This window comes from Amycolatopsis sp. NPDC104587 (genome assembly GCF_055583645.1).
On record NZ_JBVJNO010000029.1, the window covers coordinates 18,311 to 34,945 of the forward strand.

14 protein-coding genes are annotated in these 16,635 nt (G+C 72.3%); 5 read left to right on the forward strand and 9 right to left on the reverse strand.

Translation table 11 applies throughout. The features are described 5' to 3' along the window. The first annotated feature begins 213 nt into the window (after positions 1-213). Complete coding sequence (locus ACZ61C_RS47350) at positions 214-639, forward strand: STAS domain-containing protein (protein WP_465314571.1); 426 nt, start codon at positions 214-216, stop codon at positions 637-639. 6 nt (positions 640-645) lie between these two features. Here ACZ61C_RS47350 and ACZ61C_RS47355 read toward each other — a convergent pair whose 3' ends face one another. Together ACZ61C_RS47355 and ACZ61C_RS47360 are read right to left on the reverse strand one after the other, a co-directional pair. Then, the gene (locus ACZ61C_RS47355) at positions 646-912 is read right to left on the reverse strand and encodes a hypothetical protein (RefSeq protein WP_465314572.1); all 267 of its coding nucleotides are present in this window, start codon (positions 910-912) and stop codon (positions 646-648) included. 52 nt (positions 913-964) lie between these two features. After that, positions 965-2,227, reverse strand: a complete 1,263-nt coding sequence (locus ACZ61C_RS47360) for a low temperature requirement protein A (RefSeq protein WP_465314573.1) — start codon at positions 2,225-2,227, stop codon at positions 965-967. Positions 2,228-2,709: 482 nt separating this feature from the next. Between ACZ61C_RS47360 and ACZ61C_RS47365 the strand changes: the two genes are divergently transcribed. From ACZ61C_RS47365 to ACZ61C_RS47380, 4 genes are read left to right on the forward strand one after another with little or no spacing between them, the layout of a single operon-like run. Then, a complete protein-coding gene (locus ACZ61C_RS47365) occupies positions 2,710-5,547 on the forward strand; it encodes a sensor histidine kinase (RefSeq protein ID WP_465314574.1) in 2,838 nt (945 codons plus the stop codon). Beyond that, positions 5,544-6,041 (forward strand): roadblock/LC7 domain-containing protein, encoded by a 498-nt coding sequence (locus ACZ61C_RS47370; RefSeq protein WP_465314575.1) that lies wholly within the window; start codon positions 5,544-5,546, stop codon positions 6,039-6,041. The genes ACZ61C_RS47365 and ACZ61C_RS47370 overlap by 4 nt, the downstream gene beginning before the upstream one ends. Further along, the gene (locus tag ACZ61C_RS47375) at positions 6,038-6,430 is read left to right on the forward strand and encodes a DUF742 domain-containing protein (RefSeq protein WP_465314576.1); all 393 of its coding nucleotides are present in this window, start codon (positions 6,038-6,040) and stop codon (positions 6,428-6,430) included. Before ACZ61C_RS47370 ends, ACZ61C_RS47375 begins: the two co-directional genes overlap by 4 nt. 11 nt (positions 6,431-6,441) lie before the next feature. Further along, entirely contained in the window at positions 6,442-7,215 is a 774-nt protein-coding gene (locus tag ACZ61C_RS47380; RefSeq protein WP_465314577.1) for an MHYT domain-containing protein, read from the forward strand. 67 nt (positions 7,216-7,282) lie between these two features. On the opposite strand, the gene ACZ61C_RS47385 is transcribed toward ACZ61C_RS47380, so the two are convergent. From ACZ61C_RS47385 to ACZ61C_RS47415, 7 genes are all read right to left on the reverse strand, one after another. Then, on the reverse strand, positions 7,283-9,667 hold the full coding sequence (locus tag ACZ61C_RS47385; protein WP_465314578.1) for a DUF7617 domain-containing protein: 2,385 nt from the start codon (positions 9,665-9,667) through the stop codon (positions 7,283-7,285). Positions 9,668-9,971: 304 nt separating this feature from the next. Beyond that, the gene (locus ACZ61C_RS47390; RefSeq protein WP_465314579.1) at positions 9,972-10,703 is read right to left on the reverse strand and encodes a GntR family transcriptional regulator; all 732 of its coding nucleotides are present in this window, start codon (positions 10,701-10,703) and stop codon (positions 9,972-9,974) included. A gap of 20 nt (positions 10,704-10,723) precedes the next feature. Further along, entirely contained in the window at positions 10,724-12,223 is a 1,500-nt protein-coding gene (locus ACZ61C_RS47395) for a beta-N-acetylhexosaminidase (protein ID WP_465314580.1), read from the reverse strand. Continuing rightward, complete coding sequence (locus ACZ61C_RS47400) at positions 12,223-13,041, reverse strand: carbohydrate ABC transporter permease (RefSeq protein ID WP_465314581.1); 819 nt, start codon at positions 13,039-13,041, stop codon at positions 12,223-12,225. The genes ACZ61C_RS47395 and ACZ61C_RS47400 overlap by 1 nt, the downstream gene beginning before the upstream one ends. Then, complete coding sequence (locus tag ACZ61C_RS47405) at positions 13,038-13,979, reverse strand: carbohydrate ABC transporter permease (protein ID WP_465314596.1); 942 nt, start codon at positions 13,977-13,979, stop codon at positions 13,038-13,040. The genes ACZ61C_RS47400 and ACZ61C_RS47405 overlap by 4 nt, the downstream gene beginning before the upstream one ends. Positions 13,980-14,051: 72 nt before the next feature. Continuing rightward, positions 14,052-15,341: an extracellular solute-binding protein gene (locus ACZ61C_RS47410; protein WP_465314582.1), complete on the reverse strand. Its 1,290-nt coding sequence runs from the start codon at positions 15,339-15,341 to the stop codon at positions 14,052-14,054. A gap of 88 nt (positions 15,342-15,429) precedes the next feature. Next, positions 15,430-16,590, reverse strand: coding sequence for a carbohydrate-binding protein (locus ACZ61C_RS47415; protein ID WP_465314583.1), 1,161 nt, complete (start codon positions 16,588-16,590; stop codon positions 15,430-15,432). Between the last annotated feature and the right edge of the window lie 45 nt (positions 16,591-16,635).

Here is a 16,635-nt window from a genome sequence, read left to right on the forward strand (position 1 = left end):
GTTCACCCGGCCGGGTGGTTTGGCGCAGGGCCGGGCGGGCCGCGTGCGGGCGTGCCGGGTTCGGCCGTTGGCGGGGTTGCGCCGTTTGGATCAAAGGCTAGGCTGCGAAGTGGCGGCTGGGCTCCGAAAGCCGCTCCCCCTCCGACTTGCCAGCGTTCGAGTGGGCCGATGCGGCCCGCTCGTCACGTCATCAGAGAATGAAGGCGTGTATTGATGTTAGTCGTCCAGCCCCCCGCGACGGCGATCCCCGTAACGCCGTCGCCGCGCGTGCCGCGCAGTGCGTTCGACATCGAAGTGATCCGCCCGTACTTCGGCGCGGTGATGATCCGGATCCGCGGCGCCCTCGACGAAGACAGCGCTCACCAGCTCCGCTCGGCGCTGAGCACGTGGGCGCACCGCCGGTTCCCGGTTCTGGTGCTCGACCTCTCCGCGGTCGACTTCCTCGACGGCGACGGGCTCGCCGTCCTCGGGGACATCCAGGCCCGGACCGTCCGGGAGAACGCCACGCTGCGGATCGTCCTCGGGGACAACCGCATCGTCCGACGCGCTCTCGCGGCCAGCGGGCTCGACCACGCGCTCAAGCTCAGCCGGCTGCCGTCCGGCTGGGAGCGCGCGACGGAGATCCCCAGCCAGAGCTGACCCCGGTCAGCAGGTCACCGGTTCACGCAGGCCGTCGATCGTCTCGCGGAGCGCGTCGTCGGTCGGCGTCGGCTCGATGCCAAACGGGCCGCGTAGCTGGTACTGCACCTCGACCATCTCCCGCGCCGCCGGGGTGAAGAGCTCGGCGAGGCGCAGGGCGACGGCGGGCATCGTGGCCCCGGCGGCCGAAGTCGTCCTCGCGCTCGCCCCATCGCGGCCGTCTTCGGCCGGCTCGACGACCTCATCCAGGCGCGGGCCGAGTACTTCACCCACCACATGGCCCTGCCGGCCGACCTCACCGGCCTGCCCTGACGGCGCCGGGGCGTCAGTGGCGCCCTTCGGCAAGGCGCTGCAGGAACTCCAGCGGGTTCTCGCCGAAACGGTCGAGCGCCCGGTGCCGGATCGCCGACGACGCGGCGGCGGCGCCGACCCCCCAGACGGCGATCACCGCGACCACCGCGGGCGCCGGCAGCACCCGGTCCAGGAGAGCGAGGCACACCGTCGCCGCGAGCGCCACGATCCGCGCCACGCCCAGGTACCAGCGCCGGGGGCCCGCCGTGAAGACCCCGGTGCCGCCCAGGTAGATCGTCAGCCCGATGGTGGTGAACCACGACGCGGCGTGCGGCGGGGACTCGTGCAGCGACAGGTTCACCCCGGCCGCGACGAGCACGAGCGCGAAGGCGGGCGCCAGGTGGCCGGTCGCGTAGAGCGAGTACGCGAGCGCGGGGTTGCCGCCGGAGACGTCGAGCATGCGTTCGTTGAACTCCGCGGCCGAGGTGAAGTACACCCACCACAGCGCGCCGGCCAGGACCAGCCCGCCCGCCATGGCGAGCCAGTAGCCGGTGTCGTCGGCCGGGCGCTCGAGCGCCGCCGTGCCGACGGTGATCACCAGCTCGCCGAGCAGCAGGATCATGAAGAGCCCGAAGCGCTCGGCGAGGTGGGCCGAGTCGACCGCGAAGCCCGGGTCGCGCGGCGGGGCGAACATCTCCCGCATCCGCGCCGCCCGCGTCGGCCGCTCGCGGGGTTCGCCGCGCCGGCGTTCGGGTCGGCCGCCCAGCAGCAGGAACCCCGCCTCCTGCAGCAGGGTGAACCCCCACAGGACGTAGACCCACGGCTGCGGGAGGAGCGTCGAGACGCCGAACAGGACGGCCGAAAACGTGTAACCCCAGCTGATCCGGCGCTGGTCGAGCCCGGGGCGGGCCGGCCACCGGTGCGCGGCCGCCAGGATCAGCCGCACCCCGGCCATGGCCGCCGCGAAGACCGCCGGGTGCCCGTCGAAGACGTGGTGGGCCTGGGTCGCGGCGATCGCGCACGGGATGGTGCCGGCGAGCACGAACAGCCGGTCGACGGCGCTCCTGTCGTCACCGCGGCGGTTGTAGAGCACGGCGAAGCCGATCCACGTCCACCACAACGTCGCGAACAGGCCCAGCGCCGCGCCGACCCGCGCCGGGTGCGGCTCGGCGACGATGCCGTGCGCCACCTGACCCACCGCGAACACGAACACGAGGTCGAAGTACAGCTCGACCCACCCGACCCGCTTGCCGTGCCCGGCCGTGTCGGTCTCCACCCCATCCGTCCCGTTCGTCACAGCGGTCGATTCTGCCGTCCGGCGCGCCGGCGGGCTCACCCGGGCGGCGCGGGAATTAATAACACACCATTCGAACAATGGCGGACTTCGCCACTGAAGCTTCTCCTGTCCGGTCGCGGCAGCTTCTGTGGGTAATTCTGCCGACCCTCGTCGTTTACTGCCCAGTAGGCCCTGGAGCTGGGAAAACACTCTTGTACGATGTGCAAGCAGCGACCGTCGGAACACAATGCGTGAGCCGGGGAAAGAATTCAATACCGGCCCTTCGAAACGCCGATGCTCAGGGTTGACAAGGGCGCCGGGCGTGATGTTCTCTGCTGGTCGGCTCGATCAACGCCACGTCTTCCCCGGCTCGGGAGAGAGGCGATTCCACCGGTTCGGGAGCCGGTGCCCGGTTCGCTCGGACGTCCTTGGTCGGCTTGGGGTCTCCTCGTCCTGTCCGAGTTCGAAGTCAGCCGCGCGGCTGGGAATCGAGCGGTTCCGCCATGCACGAAAGCAGGTCCACGGTCCGCCGCGCGGCGGACGCCGCGTGGTGGCCGGCCAACTGGAACGTCCGCACCAAGATCAGCGTCGTCCTGCTGTTGCCCGTGCTGGTCGCCGTGGCGCTCGCGGAGGTCCGGATCCAAGGTGAGCTCGACCGCGCCACCGAGCTCACCGCCGCCCGTGACCGGTTGCCGGTGCTGCGCGACACGATCGACCTGACCGGTTCGCTGGGCCAGGAGATGGTCGCCGCGGTCGCCGTGCCGGCCGGCGCGCCGGCCACGCTCACCGCCACCGTGGACGCGAAGGTGGCCGCGATCCAGCGCGACACGAGTTTCGCGCCGCTGCCGGGTGACGCCGGCCGGACGCTGAACACGGTGCTGGGCAAGCTCGCCGGGATCCGGGCGGCCGGGGCCGGCGTCGCCGACGTCCGCACCAAGGCCGCTGGCTACAACGACGTCATCGCCACCCTCGGCGACCTCGTGCCCGCGCTCATCCCGGCCGACGTCGGGAGCGAGACCGCCGTCGGCACGGAAACCGCCCGGCTGCTGGTGCACCTGCGAGGCGAGCTCGCCACCGAAGAAACCTACGCGCGGGCGGCGCAGGCCAGCCCGGACGACGCTTCGCTGCGCCCGGCCGTCGTGCAGACCGAGGCCGAGCAGGAGGTGCTCCGCGAACAGGCCGAGCACCAGCTGACGGGCGACCTGCTGGCCCGGTTCACCGCGGCGACGAGCTCCGCCGACGGCCGGCTCGACGCCGCCCAGAACCCGGGGAACGGCACGCTCGCGTCGTCCCTGCCCTCGATCACCGCCGAGGCCACCGGCGTCACGGCCGTGCTGAACGACGTCACGGCGAAGCTGTCTTCGAACGTCTCCCTGGCGGCGGACGACGCCCGCGCGGACTCCCTGCGGGACACGGCCCTGGTCCTCGGCGCCCTGCTCGGTGCGCTCGCCATCGCGCTGCTGGTGGTGCGGTCGCTCGTCACGCCGGTGCGCCGGCTGCGCGCGGCGGCCCTGCGCGCGGCGCACGAACAGCTGCCGGAGACCGTCCGCCAGGTCCGGGACGGCACCGAGGTCGACTGGCGCGCGGTGCCCGCGGTCGGCATCCGGACCGAGGAGGAGATCGGGCAGCTGGCCCACGCCTTCGACGACATGCACCGCCAGGCCGTCCGGCTCGCCGTCGAGCAGGCCGACCTCCGCAAGCAGGTCAGCGAGATGTTCATGACGCTGTCGCGGCGGAGCCAGTCGCTGGTCGAGCAGCAGCTGACGATCATCGAGGACCTCGAGGCGGGGGAGCAGGACCCGCACCGGCTCGACGAGCTGTTCCGGGTCGACCACATCGCCACCCGGCTGCGCCGCAACGGCGAGAACCTGCACGTGCTGGCCGGCGGCCGCCCGGTCCGGCGCGGCCGCGAGCCGGTGCCCACGCGCGACCTGCTGCGGGCGGCGACCTCGGAGGTCAAGGACTACCGGCGCGTCGCGCTCGGCAACGCGCCGCGCAGCTCGGTGCAGCCGGAAGCGGCCGCCGACGTCGTCCACATCCTCGCCGAGCTGCTGGAGAACGCGACGCGGTTCTCCCCGCCGGAGCACAAGGTGGCGCTCACCGCCGACCGCGGCGCCGACGGCGGCCTGCTGATCGAGGTCGTCGACCAGGGCCTCGGCATGACGGCCGCCGAGCTCGAGTCGGTCAACACCCGCCTCGCCGCGGCGGCGACGGTCGGCCCGGAGACGACCCGCCGGATGGGCCTGTTCGTGGTCGGCCGGCTCGCCGCGCTGCACGGCGTGACGGTGCGCCTGCGCGCGACCGGCCCGGGCACGCGGCACCAGGGGGTCACGGCGAGCGTCCACGTGCCGGGTGCGCTGGTGATCGCCGACCTGGCCCGCCCGATCGGCGGCAGCCGGCTCGCGCTGGAGTCCGCGCACCGCAACGGACACGCGCGGCCCCCGGTGGTGCCGGCCCAGGCGTCGACGCCGATCTTCGAGCAGGTCGTGACGAGCTGGTTCACCGAGCCGGGCGCGAAGCCGGTGCTGCGGCGCAGCCCGGTGGAGTGGCCGCCCGCGAACGGGCACGCCGCGGCGGACTTCGAGGGCGAGCCGGATGGTTCGGCGGAAGGATCGTCGAAGAACGGGCATGGAGCGCGAGACGCGGGCGCGGACCGGGCGGCCGCGGGCGCGGATCGAGCTGCTTCTGCTGGTCGCCCGCCGGGAGACTCCGGTGCGGATCGAGCCGTCGCGGCTCGACGCCAAGCCGCCGCCGACTCTGCCGCCGCATCGGGCGCCGACCGGTCCTCGTCGGCCGAGCCCGGCGTCGCGGGAGATCTGGCCGACCCGGCCGCAGTTTCCCCGACCGCCCAGCCGAACCCCGGCGACTCCGGCGTACTCCCGGTCGCCGCCGGATCGTCCGAGCTTTCCGGTGTGGCCGAGCCCGGCGGGATCCCGGGCGCCGACTGGCCGACCTCGATCCAGCGGCCCGTGGCGCCGCCGAACCGGTCCGCCTCCGCGGAACCCGGTGCGGCGAAACACGCGGCGAACGCCGAACTGCCCGCCGCGCGCGTCTCGGACTGGGGCGGCCCCGCCGAGCAGGCGCGCCAGGCCGCGGAAAACGCTCTCAAGCCCGCGGTCCAGCAACTGACCGACGCCGGCCTGCCCACCCGGCGGCCCGGCGCCCAGCTCGCGCCCGGGGCGGCCCTGCCCCGCGCGCGGGCGCAGGCGAGCGGGGCGTTCCGCGACGCCACCGCCGTCCGCAACAGCTTGTCCCGGCACTACCAGGGCATGCGCGCGGCCCGGCAGCAGACCTCGGCCCGCGCCGAAGAATCCGGAGAGGACGGAGTGGAACCCCGATGACGGAACTTCCCGACGTGCATCCGCGACGCGAGGCGTCGGCGCGGAGCCACAGCGGAACGCTGGCCTTCCCCTCACCGCCGCCGCCCGAGCGGACGGCGACGCTGAACTGGCTGGTCAACGGGTTCGTCCAGGACGTCTCGGGGGTCGCGCACGCGGTGCTGGTGTCGGCCGACGGGCTGCTCGTGGCGGCCGACGACACCCTGCCCCGCGAGCGCGCCGACCAGCTGGCGGCCATCGCGGCCGGGCTGTCGAGCCTGTCGCTGGGCACCGCGGAGCTGTTCACCGCCGGCCGGGTGGTGCAGTCGGTGATCGAGATGGAGCAGGGCTTCCTGTTGCTGATGAGCGTGGGCGACGGCTCGAACCTGGTCGTCCTCGCCTCGACCGGCTGCGACATCGGGCTGGTCGGCTACGAGATGACCATGCTGGTCGAGCGGGTGGGGCAGAAGGTCGACGTGCCCGCGCGCGAGATGCCGGTGGCCCAGGACCGGCGGTGACCGGGTACGCGCCGCCCGGCCCGGACGAAGGGGAGCCGCGCCGCAGCCCGGCGCTGGCCCGCCCCTACGCCTGGACCGAAGGCCGGACGGCGCCGTCGGTGGAGATCGCGGTCGAAGCGCTCGTCGAGACCACGGCGGCCGGCCGCGCGGAGCTCGCCTACCAGTCGTCGAGCGCGTTCGCGCAGGTCACCGAGCTGTGCGTCCGGCCGCGGTCGCTGATGGAGATCGCCGCGCTGCTGGGGCTGCCGCTCGGCGTGGTCCGCGTGCTCGTCTCGGACCTGATGGAGGAACGGCTGGTGATCGTCCGCGACACGCTGTCGGACACGTCCAGCTGGGGTGACCGCCACGACCTGATGGAGCGCGTGCTGCACGGCCTGCGCGACCTCTGAAAGGACTCACCATGGAGCACTTCGCGCTCGGGCACTGGCTGCTCGTGCTCGCCTACCTGACGTCGGTGGTCGGCTGCGCGCTCGGCCTCGCGTGCGCGGTGCAGGCGCGCCACGCGGCGAACGAGCGGCACCGCATCCGCTGGCTGGTGCTGGCGGCGATCTCGATCGGCGGGGTCGGCATCTGGCTGATGCACTTCGTGGCGATGCTCGGCTTCAGCACCCCGGGCATGCCGGTGCGCTACGACGTCTTCCGCACGGTGCTCTCGGCGTTGCTGTCGGTGGCGGCGGTGTTCGCCGGCCTGCTGGTGGTGGGCGGCCGCGCGAAGTTCGGCTGGTGGCGGCTGGCCCTCGGTGGCGTGATCACGGGACTGGCCGTGAATGTCATGCACTACACGGGAATGTCCGCCCTGCGCGTGAAGGGCGACTTCGGCTACGACGGTTTCCTGGTGGCGCTGTCGGTGGTGATCGCGGTCGTGGCGGCGACGGCGGCCCTGTGGTTCGCGGTGTTCCTCGACCGCCTGTCCCTGCGGCTGCTGGCCGGTTTCGTCATGGCCGCGGCGGTCACGGGCATGCACTACACGGGCATGGCGGCGGTCCGCATGACCATGGACATGAGCGCCCCGGACCCGGCGGGCGTGGAGGTGTTCTCGTTCCTGTTCCCGGTGTTCGTCGTGGCGGCGATCGCGATGGCGGTCCCGCTGTGCGCGGTGCTGATGGCGCCGGCGGTGTCCCCGGAGACCGCGGCGGATCCGGTGGGTTCGGCGGAAGAACCCGTCACGGTGTGAGCTGGTCGCGGATCGCGTCGGTGAACGGCCCGCGGGGGAACTTCCCGCGGGCCGCCACCTCAACCCCCTACAGGATGCACAGCAGCGAACACGCCTTCGCCGACGACCATCCCGTGTGCGACGGCGGAGTCCCCGGGGGAACGTTCACCGGCACGTAACTCACCTTCGCCTGGTTGGTGATCGGGAACAGGCTCAGCAACGCGTACGTCGAGCAGTACACCTGCTTCGACTGCGCCGCCGCCAGCGTGAACGGACCCGTCTGGCAGGACGGCTCCACGCTGTCGACGACCTGGGCCGACGTGATCCCGACCGGCCCGAGGTTCGTCACCGTGATCCGCCAGTACGCCGTCGCGTTCAGCAGGCCCAGCAGACCCACCCCCGCCTGCTTCGCCCACGGCCCGGTGCCACCCGGTCCGCACTTCGACGCCGACGCAGACGTGCAGATCTCCTTCTCCACCTTGACGTTCGGCGTGCACGAGGAGCCCGGCGCCACCGGCAGGGTCACCGTGTTCGACGTGAACGAACCCGTCGAATCCGTGCCGGTCGCCGTGTTCGCCACCGACGTCACCGCGCAGTCCGCCGCGATCGTCGTGCGGAAGCACAGCTGCGGCGCGTCACCCGCGTAGTCGACCACCAGGCGGCCGCTGAAGCCGGTTCCGTTGTGCAGCACCAGTGTTGTCGTCACGGTGATCGACGGGTGCGCCGCCACCGACACGCCGGTCAGGTCGACCGAGCCGTCCGGGGCGAAGCCCGGGGTCGGCACCACCGCGTTCGCCTGGTCCACCACCGTGACCCGGGACGCCGCGAAGTCGACGTTCGCCGGGTCGACGCCGGTCAGCCGCGCCGCCGTGTAGCCCTGGACGTGTGAACCGCCGTCGCAGTAGAAGTCGCCCGGGCGCAGCGTCACCTGGCCGCCCGACCGGACACACGGCGTCGCTCCCGTCGCCGGGTCCATCGAGAACAGCACGCCCGCGTCGCCGAGGCCGATGAGGCAGCCCGACGGCGGGTCGAACGTGTACCCGTAGTCCCGCGTGGCCACGCCGTGCGTGATCACGGCCGGCAGGCCCGCGCACGCCGACGCGGTCGTCCAGTCGTGGCACAGCGTCGCGCCCGCGTAGCCGCCGTTCCAGATGGGCAGGTAGCTGCGGACGTGGCCGTTCGGGTCGGTGACGACCTCCGGCGGGAAGACGTAGACCCCACCCGTCAGCGAAGCCGGGCCGGCCGGCGCCGCCAGCGTCGACCCGTCGAGCGCGTAGCAGGTCGTGACGTTCGTGCCGCCGGTCGTCGACGCGCACGCGCCGACCGCGTCGCCGGCCGTGTTGAAGGCCGTGTAGGCGTTGTAGTCGTAGTTCCCGGCCGGTCCCGTCGGCCTCGACGACGCCCAGTTGGCGCACGCCGTGGCCGTCGACGGGTCGAAGCAGCCCAGCGACGGCTGCTGCGCGGTGCCCGGGCTCGACGTCGACGCGAACACCTTGCCCGCCACCAGGGCCGGCGCGCCGTAGACGTACGGTTGGTTGGCGGCCGGCACGATCGGCGCGTACGGCTGGCCGCCGCAGGCGCTCTGGGAGGCGATGGTCCAGCAGACGACCGCGCCGCTGCTGACGATGCCGTAGAGGTTGGGGCCGCTCTGCACGAACCCGCCGATGCTGTTCACCGGCGGTGACCCGCCGGTGGGGGCCAGCGCCCAGTACCCGCAGTTGGCCGCGGCCGCCATGTCGAGGCAGCCGACGCCGACCGACGCGGCCGTGACGGCCGGGTAGTAGACCTTCGCGGGCGTGGCGGGGTCGTGCACGTACTGCTCGACCATGGTGCTGGCGATGTCGCCGGCGCCCAGCGTGCCGAGCGGGCCCGGCGCGGTGTTGAGCACCTTCGGCCAGGTGCCGCCGGGGCAGCGCTGCCCGGTGGCGAGATTGGTGCAGACGACCTTCGGCGACGTCGCGCCGAGGTGGTGGTAGATGTTCCAGGCCTGCAGGACGCCGCCCGGGGTGCGGTAGAGGATCGGCGAGAAGCCGTCGCCGCCGGTCGCGGTCGTCACCGCCTGCACGGGCGGGGTGAGCGCGGCGGACAACGACGTCGCGTCGGGGCCGGCGTCCGGGTTCGTCGCCCGAACGGCGGTGACGCCGGTAGCGGGTTCGGTTCCGGCGAAGGTGCTGCCGTCGGTGGACCACGACGGCGTCCAGCCCGGCGGCGCGTGCAGGGAACCGGGCTGGAAGGCCTGACCCGCGCCGACCGCGTCGGTGATGGCGGCCGCGCCGGTCCCGGTGGCGTGGTCCTCGTAGCCGACGACCCAGTTCGGGGTGGCGCCGTGGGCGGCCGGGGATCCGGTGCCCTGCACGGACTTCGTCAGCGCCGAGACCGCGGCGGGCGCGGGGTCGGCGGTGGCGGGCAGCGGGGCGGCGGTGGCCGTCACGAGCACCAGGGGCAGGACCGCCCCCAGCATGCGTCTTCGCATGAATGGTCCTCGATTCCTTCGCGGTGGAGTTCCGGGAAACGTTTTCCCGGCCGAGGGAAAAGCCTAGGCCGCGGTTGCCGGGCGGTTGAAGTGCTCTCACTCGGGCGCCAGAAAGGCGAAGCCAACAGCGCAGTTTGTTATCACGCCGAAATGGCGGAGATCCGCCGTTTCGGGCCGGTTCCGGGGGATGGTCACCCGGATGTCGGCCCCGGTTCACTCGTTCGGGTAATGAGTGGAGGCTAAGAACTCCCGGATCCGCGACCGGATGAAGAATTATTTTCCGGATATGATCGCGTGGAGCGTTTCAGCCCGATTCGGCGTCGAAGCGAAGTTTGGACGTGATGCGGTAGCGGTCGCCGCGGTAGACCGAACGGGTCAGCTCGACCACGCGGCCCGTCGTGTCGCGCGTCAGCCGTTCGATGTGCAGGATCGGGGCGTACACGGCGATTTCGAGCAGCTCCGCCTGTTCCGGGTTGGTGACGGCGGGCTCGATGGTCTGCACGGCGTCCTGCACGGCGATCCCGAACCGCTCCCGCAGCAGCCGGTAGAAGTTGCCCGTCTCCAGCTCCACCGGCGACAGCCCGGGCACCAGCGACGCGGGCAGCGCGAGCTGCTCGATCGCGATCGGCTCGTCGTCGACGTGCCGGACCCGGGTGACGCGCAGCACCGGCGTCCCCGGCTCCCGCTCCAGGTCCGCGGCCAAGGATCGCGACGCCGGCGTGGTGCCGAACGCGACGACCCGGCTGGTCCAGTGTCCTTCCGCGGGCGGGACGGCCAGCACCGTCGCCAGCTCCTGGGTGACCTTCTGCGGGCTGGTGAACGTGCCGCGGCCGCGCTGGCGCACCAGCAGCCCGGTGCGGGTCAGCTCGTCGATGGCCGCGCGCACGGTCGGGCGCGAGACGCCCAGCTCGGCGGCCAGGTCCCGTTCCGACGCCAGCCCGGTGCCGGGGCCGGCGTTCTCGATCACCTTGAGCAGGTGCCGCCGGACGCGGTCGCGCTTCACGGTGGGCGAAGCGCCGGATGGCTCAGCGGTCAAGGCACCGTCTTCCCGGATAGTCATAGCGCGCCGGCGAACCGGACCCGCTCCTTCGGCAGGGCGTCCAGGGCACGCAGCCGCTCGAGGTGGGCGGTGAGGCGCTGGTGGAACTCAGCATAACCGTGTTCGGGTGGCGACCACGCCCGTTCCGCCAGCGCGCACAGCCGCGGGAACGCCAGGTGACGCACGTGGTCGGGGGTCGGCGCGTGCTCGGTCCACAGCTGCGCCTGCGTGCCCAGGACCCCGGGCCCGGTCCCGTCGCTGACCGGCAGCCCGCCTTCGAGGGGGTCGAAGCGGTAGACGTCTTCGAGGGTCGTCACGGGCTCGCGCGGGGGCTCACCGGGGTCCTCGCTCTGCCGGTAGTCGAAGTACGTCGACGTGTGCGGCGCCATGACGACCTGGTGGCCGCGGGCCACGGCGAGCGCGCCGTGCGCGGCGTCGCGCCAGGCGGTGACGACCAGCTCCGGCGGGAGCCGGCCCGCCGCGTGCCCGGTCTCGTCCCAGCACACCGCCTGACGCCCCAGGTCCGCGAGCACGCGGTGCAGCTCACCGAGGAACCACGGGTGCAGCTCGGCGGTGTCGCTCAGCCCGAGCCGCGCCGCCCGCTCGAGCGCCGCCGGGTCCGTCTCCCATTGCGTCGTGGGGCACTCGTCCCCGCCGATGTGCAGGTGCCGGGCCGGGAAGACGTCCGCGACCTGCGTGAACACCTCGCGGCAGAAGGCGAGCGCGCCGTCGTGGACGCCGAGGATGTCCGGGCTGATGCCCCACTCCGTCCACACCGGCAGCCGCACGTCGGGCCGGTTGCCCAGCTCGGGGTAGGCGGCCAGCGCGGCGCGCACGTGCCCGGGCAGGTCGATCTCCGGCACGACCTCCACCCCCCGGTCGGCGGCGAAGGCGACGAGGTCGCGCAGCTCGCGCCGGGTGTAGAAACCGCCGTGCGGGACACCGTCGAAGACCCCGCTGCCGGCCGCGCCGACCATCGACTCGCTGCGCCACGCGCCGATCTCGGTCAGCCGCGGCCTGCCGTCGATCTCGATCCGCCAGCCCTGGTCGTCGGTGAGGTGCAGGTGCAGGACGTTGTACTTGTGCAACGCCAGCAGGTCGACGAACTCACGCAGGAACTCCGTCGGCAGGTAGTGCCGGGCGACGTCGAGCAGCACCCCGCGCCAGGGCAGCCGGGGCGCGTCGCGGACGTGCACGCAGGGCAGCCGCGGCGGCCCGTGCAGCGGCACCAGCTGCCGGATGGTCTGCACGCCGTTGCGCAGCCCCGCTTCGGTGGCCGCGGTGAGCAGCGCGCCCACCGGCGTGACGTCGAGCTCGTACTCCTCCGGGCCGAACCCGTTGTCCGGCACCAGGTTCACGCGGATCGAAGGTCCACTGGGGAGGGTCGGCCGGCGCAGGTAGCCGGCCAGCAGGCGGCCCGCGTCCTCGGCGCCGTCGCTCGCGAGCACCCGCAGGCCACCGGCGGGCAGGAAGGAGCCGGGGCGGCGGACGAGCCGCACGGGGCGGGGGATGATCATCAGCCCTTCACCGCGCCCGCGGTCATGCCCTCGACCAGGTGGCGCTGCACGAGCGCGAAGAAGACGACGACGGGCAGCGCGAACAGCGTCGACGCGGCGATGAGGCCGCCGTAGTCGGTCCCGGTGCTGGTGCTGAACGACACCAGCCAGACCGGCAGCGTGTAGCCCGAGCTGTCCTTCATGATCACGTAGGCGAACAGGAAGTCGTTCCACGCGGTGATGAACGCGAACACGCTCGTCGCGATCAGCCCGGGCAGCACGAGCGGCAGCAGCACCGACCGCATCACCCGGGCCCGCGTCGCGCCGTCGACCATCGCCGCCTCCTCCAGTTCGACCGGGATGCCGTGCAGGAACCCGCGCAACGTCCAGATCGTGAATGGCAGCACGAGGGCCACATACGTGAGGATCAGCCCGAAGAGCGTGTCGAGCAGGTGGGCGCTCTTGAGGCCGAGGAACAGCGGGATCACCAGGGCGGGCACCGGCACCATCTGCAGCACCAGCACACCGATGAGGAAGCTGCGGCGCCCGAAGAACCGGAAGCGCGTCAACGCCGTCGCGGCCAGGAAGGCGACCACGATGGACAGCGCGACCACCGCGACGACGACCACGACGCTGTTGACGAGGTCCTGCACGAAACCCGGCTTGGCGAGGGCGTCGGCGAAGTTGGCCAGGGTGATGTCGAAGGGCAGGAAGTCCGGGGTGAGGCTGAGGATGGCGCCCGCGGGCTTGAACGCGGTGAGCACCATCCAGTAGACCGGGAAGATCCACACGAGACAGAAGAGAGCGGCCACGGTGTTGCGACCGGCACGGCGGATCACAGGTCCTCCCCGGAGCGGACGAGCCGCCGCACGTACATCGCGGTCATCGCGACCAGCAGCAGGACCGAGACGACGGCGATCGCCGCGCCCTGGCCGAAGTCGTTGCGGCTGAAGGCGCGGGTGAAGGTCCAGATGCCCAGTGTCGTGGTGCCGTCGTTCGGGCCGCCCTGGGTGAGGATCCAGATCTGGTTGAACACGGTGAAGTCCCAGATCACCGAGAGGATCGTGACCAGGCCGAAGATCGGGCGCAGGAAAGGGAACGTGATCGTGCGGTGGACGCGCCACGGCCGGGCGCCGTCGAGCGCGGCCGCTTCGTAGTAGGAGCGCGGGATCTGGGCCAGGCCCGCATACAGCGTGAGGGCGACGAACGGGACCGACTGCCACACGACGAGCAGCCAGACGAGTGTGAACGCCGATGCCGGGGTGGTCGTCCAGTCGCGCTGGGTGAAGTCGCCGAGACCGGTCTGGGTGAGCAGCCAGTTCACCACGCCGTAGCCGGGCTGGAAGAGCCACTGCCAGACCAGGGTGGACGCCACGTTCGGCAGCGCCCAAGCCGCGATCAGGCACATCGTGACGGCCGTGCGCATGCCCTTTCCCAGCCGCTGCAACAGGAGTGCGACGAAGAAGCCGATCACGAGCGTGCCGGTGACGAGCGCCGCGCAGAACCCGACGCTGCGCGTGAGGACCGGGAGCAGCTGGTCGTCCCCGAGCACTTCGGCGTAGTTGTCCCAGCCGGCGAAGGTGGTGGTGCCGGTGAACAGCGACCGCAGGCCGTAGTCCTGCAGCGAGATGACCACGAGCCGGACCAGGGGATAGCCCAGGACGAGCCCGAGCAGCGCGGTCGCGGGCAGCAGCAGGCCGTAGGGCAGCAGCGACCGGCTACGGCGGGGCGCGGCCGGTCTGCTTCGGACGGTCACGCGGGCTTTCTCGAGGACCACCAACGGGAACTCCTTCGCGAAGGGGCGGGGCGGCCCGGTGGGGGACGGCAGTCGGCCGGGCCACCCCGCCGGTCAGTGGGCGTTGAGGGCCTCGGTCAGGTGGGCGTCGAAGTCCCGGGCGGCGTCGGCGATCGGCCGGCGTCCGGTCGCGATGTCGGCGAAGAAGGTGTTGATGGACTTGTCGCTCTCGATGGTCGCCCAGCCGGGGGCGGCGGGGGTCGCGACACTGGACTTCGCCGCGGTGGCGAAGGCGGCGTTCACCGGCGGCAGGGTGGCGGTGACCTCGTCGATCAGCTGGGTCGAGATCGGCGTCCAGCCGTCGATGCCGACGATCGCCTCACGCTGCACGGCCGGGTCGGCCGCCGCCTTGAGGTAGGCGAGAGCGAGGTCGGAGTTGCGGCTCTTGGCCGCGACGGCCAGGTCGGACCCGCCGAGGAACACCGGCTGCGTCTTCCCGGGGGTGGCGCTGGGGAACGGGAAGGTGCCGAGGCGGTCCTTCAGCTCGGGCTTGTTCTTGACCACGGTGTTGACGCTCGTGTCGAGGATGGCGCCCGCGCCGCCGGCGGAGAAGATCGCGGCCTGGTCCGGCGCCTTCGTGTCGACGTTGCGGGACGCGGGGGAGGAGTAGGCGGCCTGGAAGTCCTTCCACGCCTGCAGGCCCTTGAGCGCCTCGGGGCTTTCGAGCGCGCCGGCCCACTTCCCGTCCTTCTCGGTGGCGAGCTGCCCGCCGGCGTCCCAGACGAACTGGAGGGCGCCGTACCAGTACTTGCCGGGGAAATGGAAGGTCGAATAGTCCGCGGCCGGGTGCTTCGCCTTGACCTTGTCGAGGGCGGCGGTCAGCTCGGCGAAGGTCTTCGGCGCGGCCGTGACGCCGGCGTCGGCCCAGACCTGCTTGTCGTAGATGACGGCCCGGTTGCCGGCGAAGAGGGGTGCGGCGTAGACCTTGCCGTCCACAGTGGCCGGTCCGGCGAGCCCGGGCAGCCAGGTCTGGCCGGCGGCGAGCTCGTCCTTGCGGGAAGTGAGGTCGGCGAGCGCCCCGTTGGCGGCGAAGAGCGGAACGTCGGTGTTGCCGATCTCGATGACGTCCGGGGTGGTGTCCTGGGCGAGCGCCGTGCTGATCTTCGTGTTGATGTTGTCCCATTCCTGGATCTGCACGGTGACCTTGGCGCCGGTGGCCTTCTCGAAGGCGGCGTTGATCGCCGCGGTGGCCTTGTCGCTCAGGTCGCCGTTCATCAGCCAGACGGTCAGCTGGCCGCCTTTCCCGTCCGGCGCGTTCTGCGCGGCGGGAGCGGAGTCGGTGCCACAGGCGCCGGCGGTCACAGCGGTGACGGCCAGTGCGGCGGCGAGGATGCGTCTGCGCATTGAGGTTCCCGGGGGAGTGAGAGGTGGTGGGGAGGTGGCCGCGGCCCGGGCTGGTCCCTGGCGCCCGGGCCGCGGCCGGTCCGCGGGGTCAGCAGTGGCCGAGGTCGGCCCACTGCGCGGTGAGGCCCGGCTCGGAGCCCTGCGTCCACCAGTTGGCCTGCCACAGGTGGGCGTTGTGCTTCACCCGCTGCCCGCCGAGGTACACCGTGCCCCAGTCCCACTCCGCCGCCGTCGAGCAGTTGGCGGGCTGGGTCGGGGTGGTCGGCGTGGTTGGTGTCGTGGGGGTGGTCGGGGTCGTCGGCGGGGTGGTCGGCGTGGTGCAGCCGTTGACCGTGTCCACATGGGACGTCCCGGCGGTCCGGTACTGCCCGGCCTTCGCGACGGCGTCGGCCGGCGAGACGACCTGGTTGCCCGCGTAGTACGTCCAGTCGACCTGTTCGGTGTAGACGCTGTTCCCGCTCGTGTGGCCCGCGGTGTCGATGAACCACATGTTGTAGTTGATCGACATCGGCGTCCGCGGGTACACCGGGTTGCCCTGGGCGTCGGTCGTGTGGTCGGCCGTCTGCACGCCGTCGACGAAGTACTTCACGTGCCCGCCGGAGACCTGCGTGACGATGTCGTGCCAGCCGGCCATGCTGCGGTTCTGCGCGGTGGACGTGCGCAGGCCGTCCCAGGTCGGGTTGTTCCAGTAGGTGTACCAGCTGGTTTGGTAGTTGGCCTGCGAGCCGCCCCAGCCGCCGTTGGGCAGGTACTCGGAGAAGTCGAGCTCGCTGTAGAGCGGGTCGCGGTCGTAGCGCAGCGGCGAGATCGTGAAGTACGTTTCGTTGACGTGGTCGCCGTCGGTGCCGCTGTCCGGCGCGTCGGTGAAGCGGACCCGGCTGGCGTACGTGCCGTCGAAGAAGCGCAGCTGGTTCTGGTAGAGCTCAGCGTGCGTGGTGCCCGCCGCGCTGCCGTCGGTGGTGGCGGTCAGCTGTGCGACGCGCTCGCCGTTCGCCGTCGGGAAGCTGATGTTGCTCGTGAGCCACCGCGCGCCGGGCACGCCGGGGCTGCCGACGTCGTTGCGGGTGGTCCAGCCGGCGCCGCCGAACGCGGGGTCGGTGGGGGAGCTGTAGTGGAAGTCGTCGAACAGCACGCCGCAGTCGGCGGCGGCGGGGCTGGCGGCGGCCCCGCCGGAGAGGACCATGGCGGTGGCGGCCACGGTCGCGAGGCTGGTCAGGGCGGCGGTGGTGGTCCGGATTCTGCGGGACATGGGTCTCCTCCTACGGGGATGCGGGGAGCGCCGATTGGTCTAGAC

Coding starts and splice junctions, on each gene's coding strand:
- ACZ61C_RS47350 (WP_465314571.1), top strand. CDS start 214: ATGTTAGTCGTCCAGCCCCCCGCGACGGCGATCCCCGTAACGCCGTCG.
- ACZ61C_RS47365 (WP_465314574.1), top strand. CDS start 2,710: ATGCACGAAAGCAGGTCCACGGTCCGCCGCGCGGCGGACGCCGCGTGG.
- ACZ61C_RS47370 (WP_465314575.1), top strand. CDS start 5,544: ATGACGGAACTTCCCGACGTGCATCCGCGACGCGAGGCGTCGGCGCGG.
- ACZ61C_RS47380 (WP_465314577.1), top strand. CDS start 6,442: ATGGAGCACTTCGCGCTCGGGCACTGGCTGCTCGTGCTCGCCTACCTG.
- ACZ61C_RS47385 (WP_465314578.1), bottom strand. CDS start 9,667: ATGCGAAGACGCATGCTGGGGGCGGTCCTGCCCCTGGTGCTCGTGACG.
- ACZ61C_RS47395 (WP_465314580.1), bottom strand. CDS start 12,223: ATGATCATCCCCCGCCCCGTGCGGCTCGTCCGCCGCCCCGGCTCCTTC.
- ACZ61C_RS47410 (WP_465314582.1), bottom strand. CDS start 15,341: ATGCGCAGACGCATCCTCGCCGCCGCACTGGCCGTCACCGCTGTGACC.
- ACZ61C_RS47415 (WP_465314583.1), bottom strand. CDS start 16,590: ATGTCCCGCAGAATCCGGACCACCACCGCCGCCCTGACCAGCCTCGCG.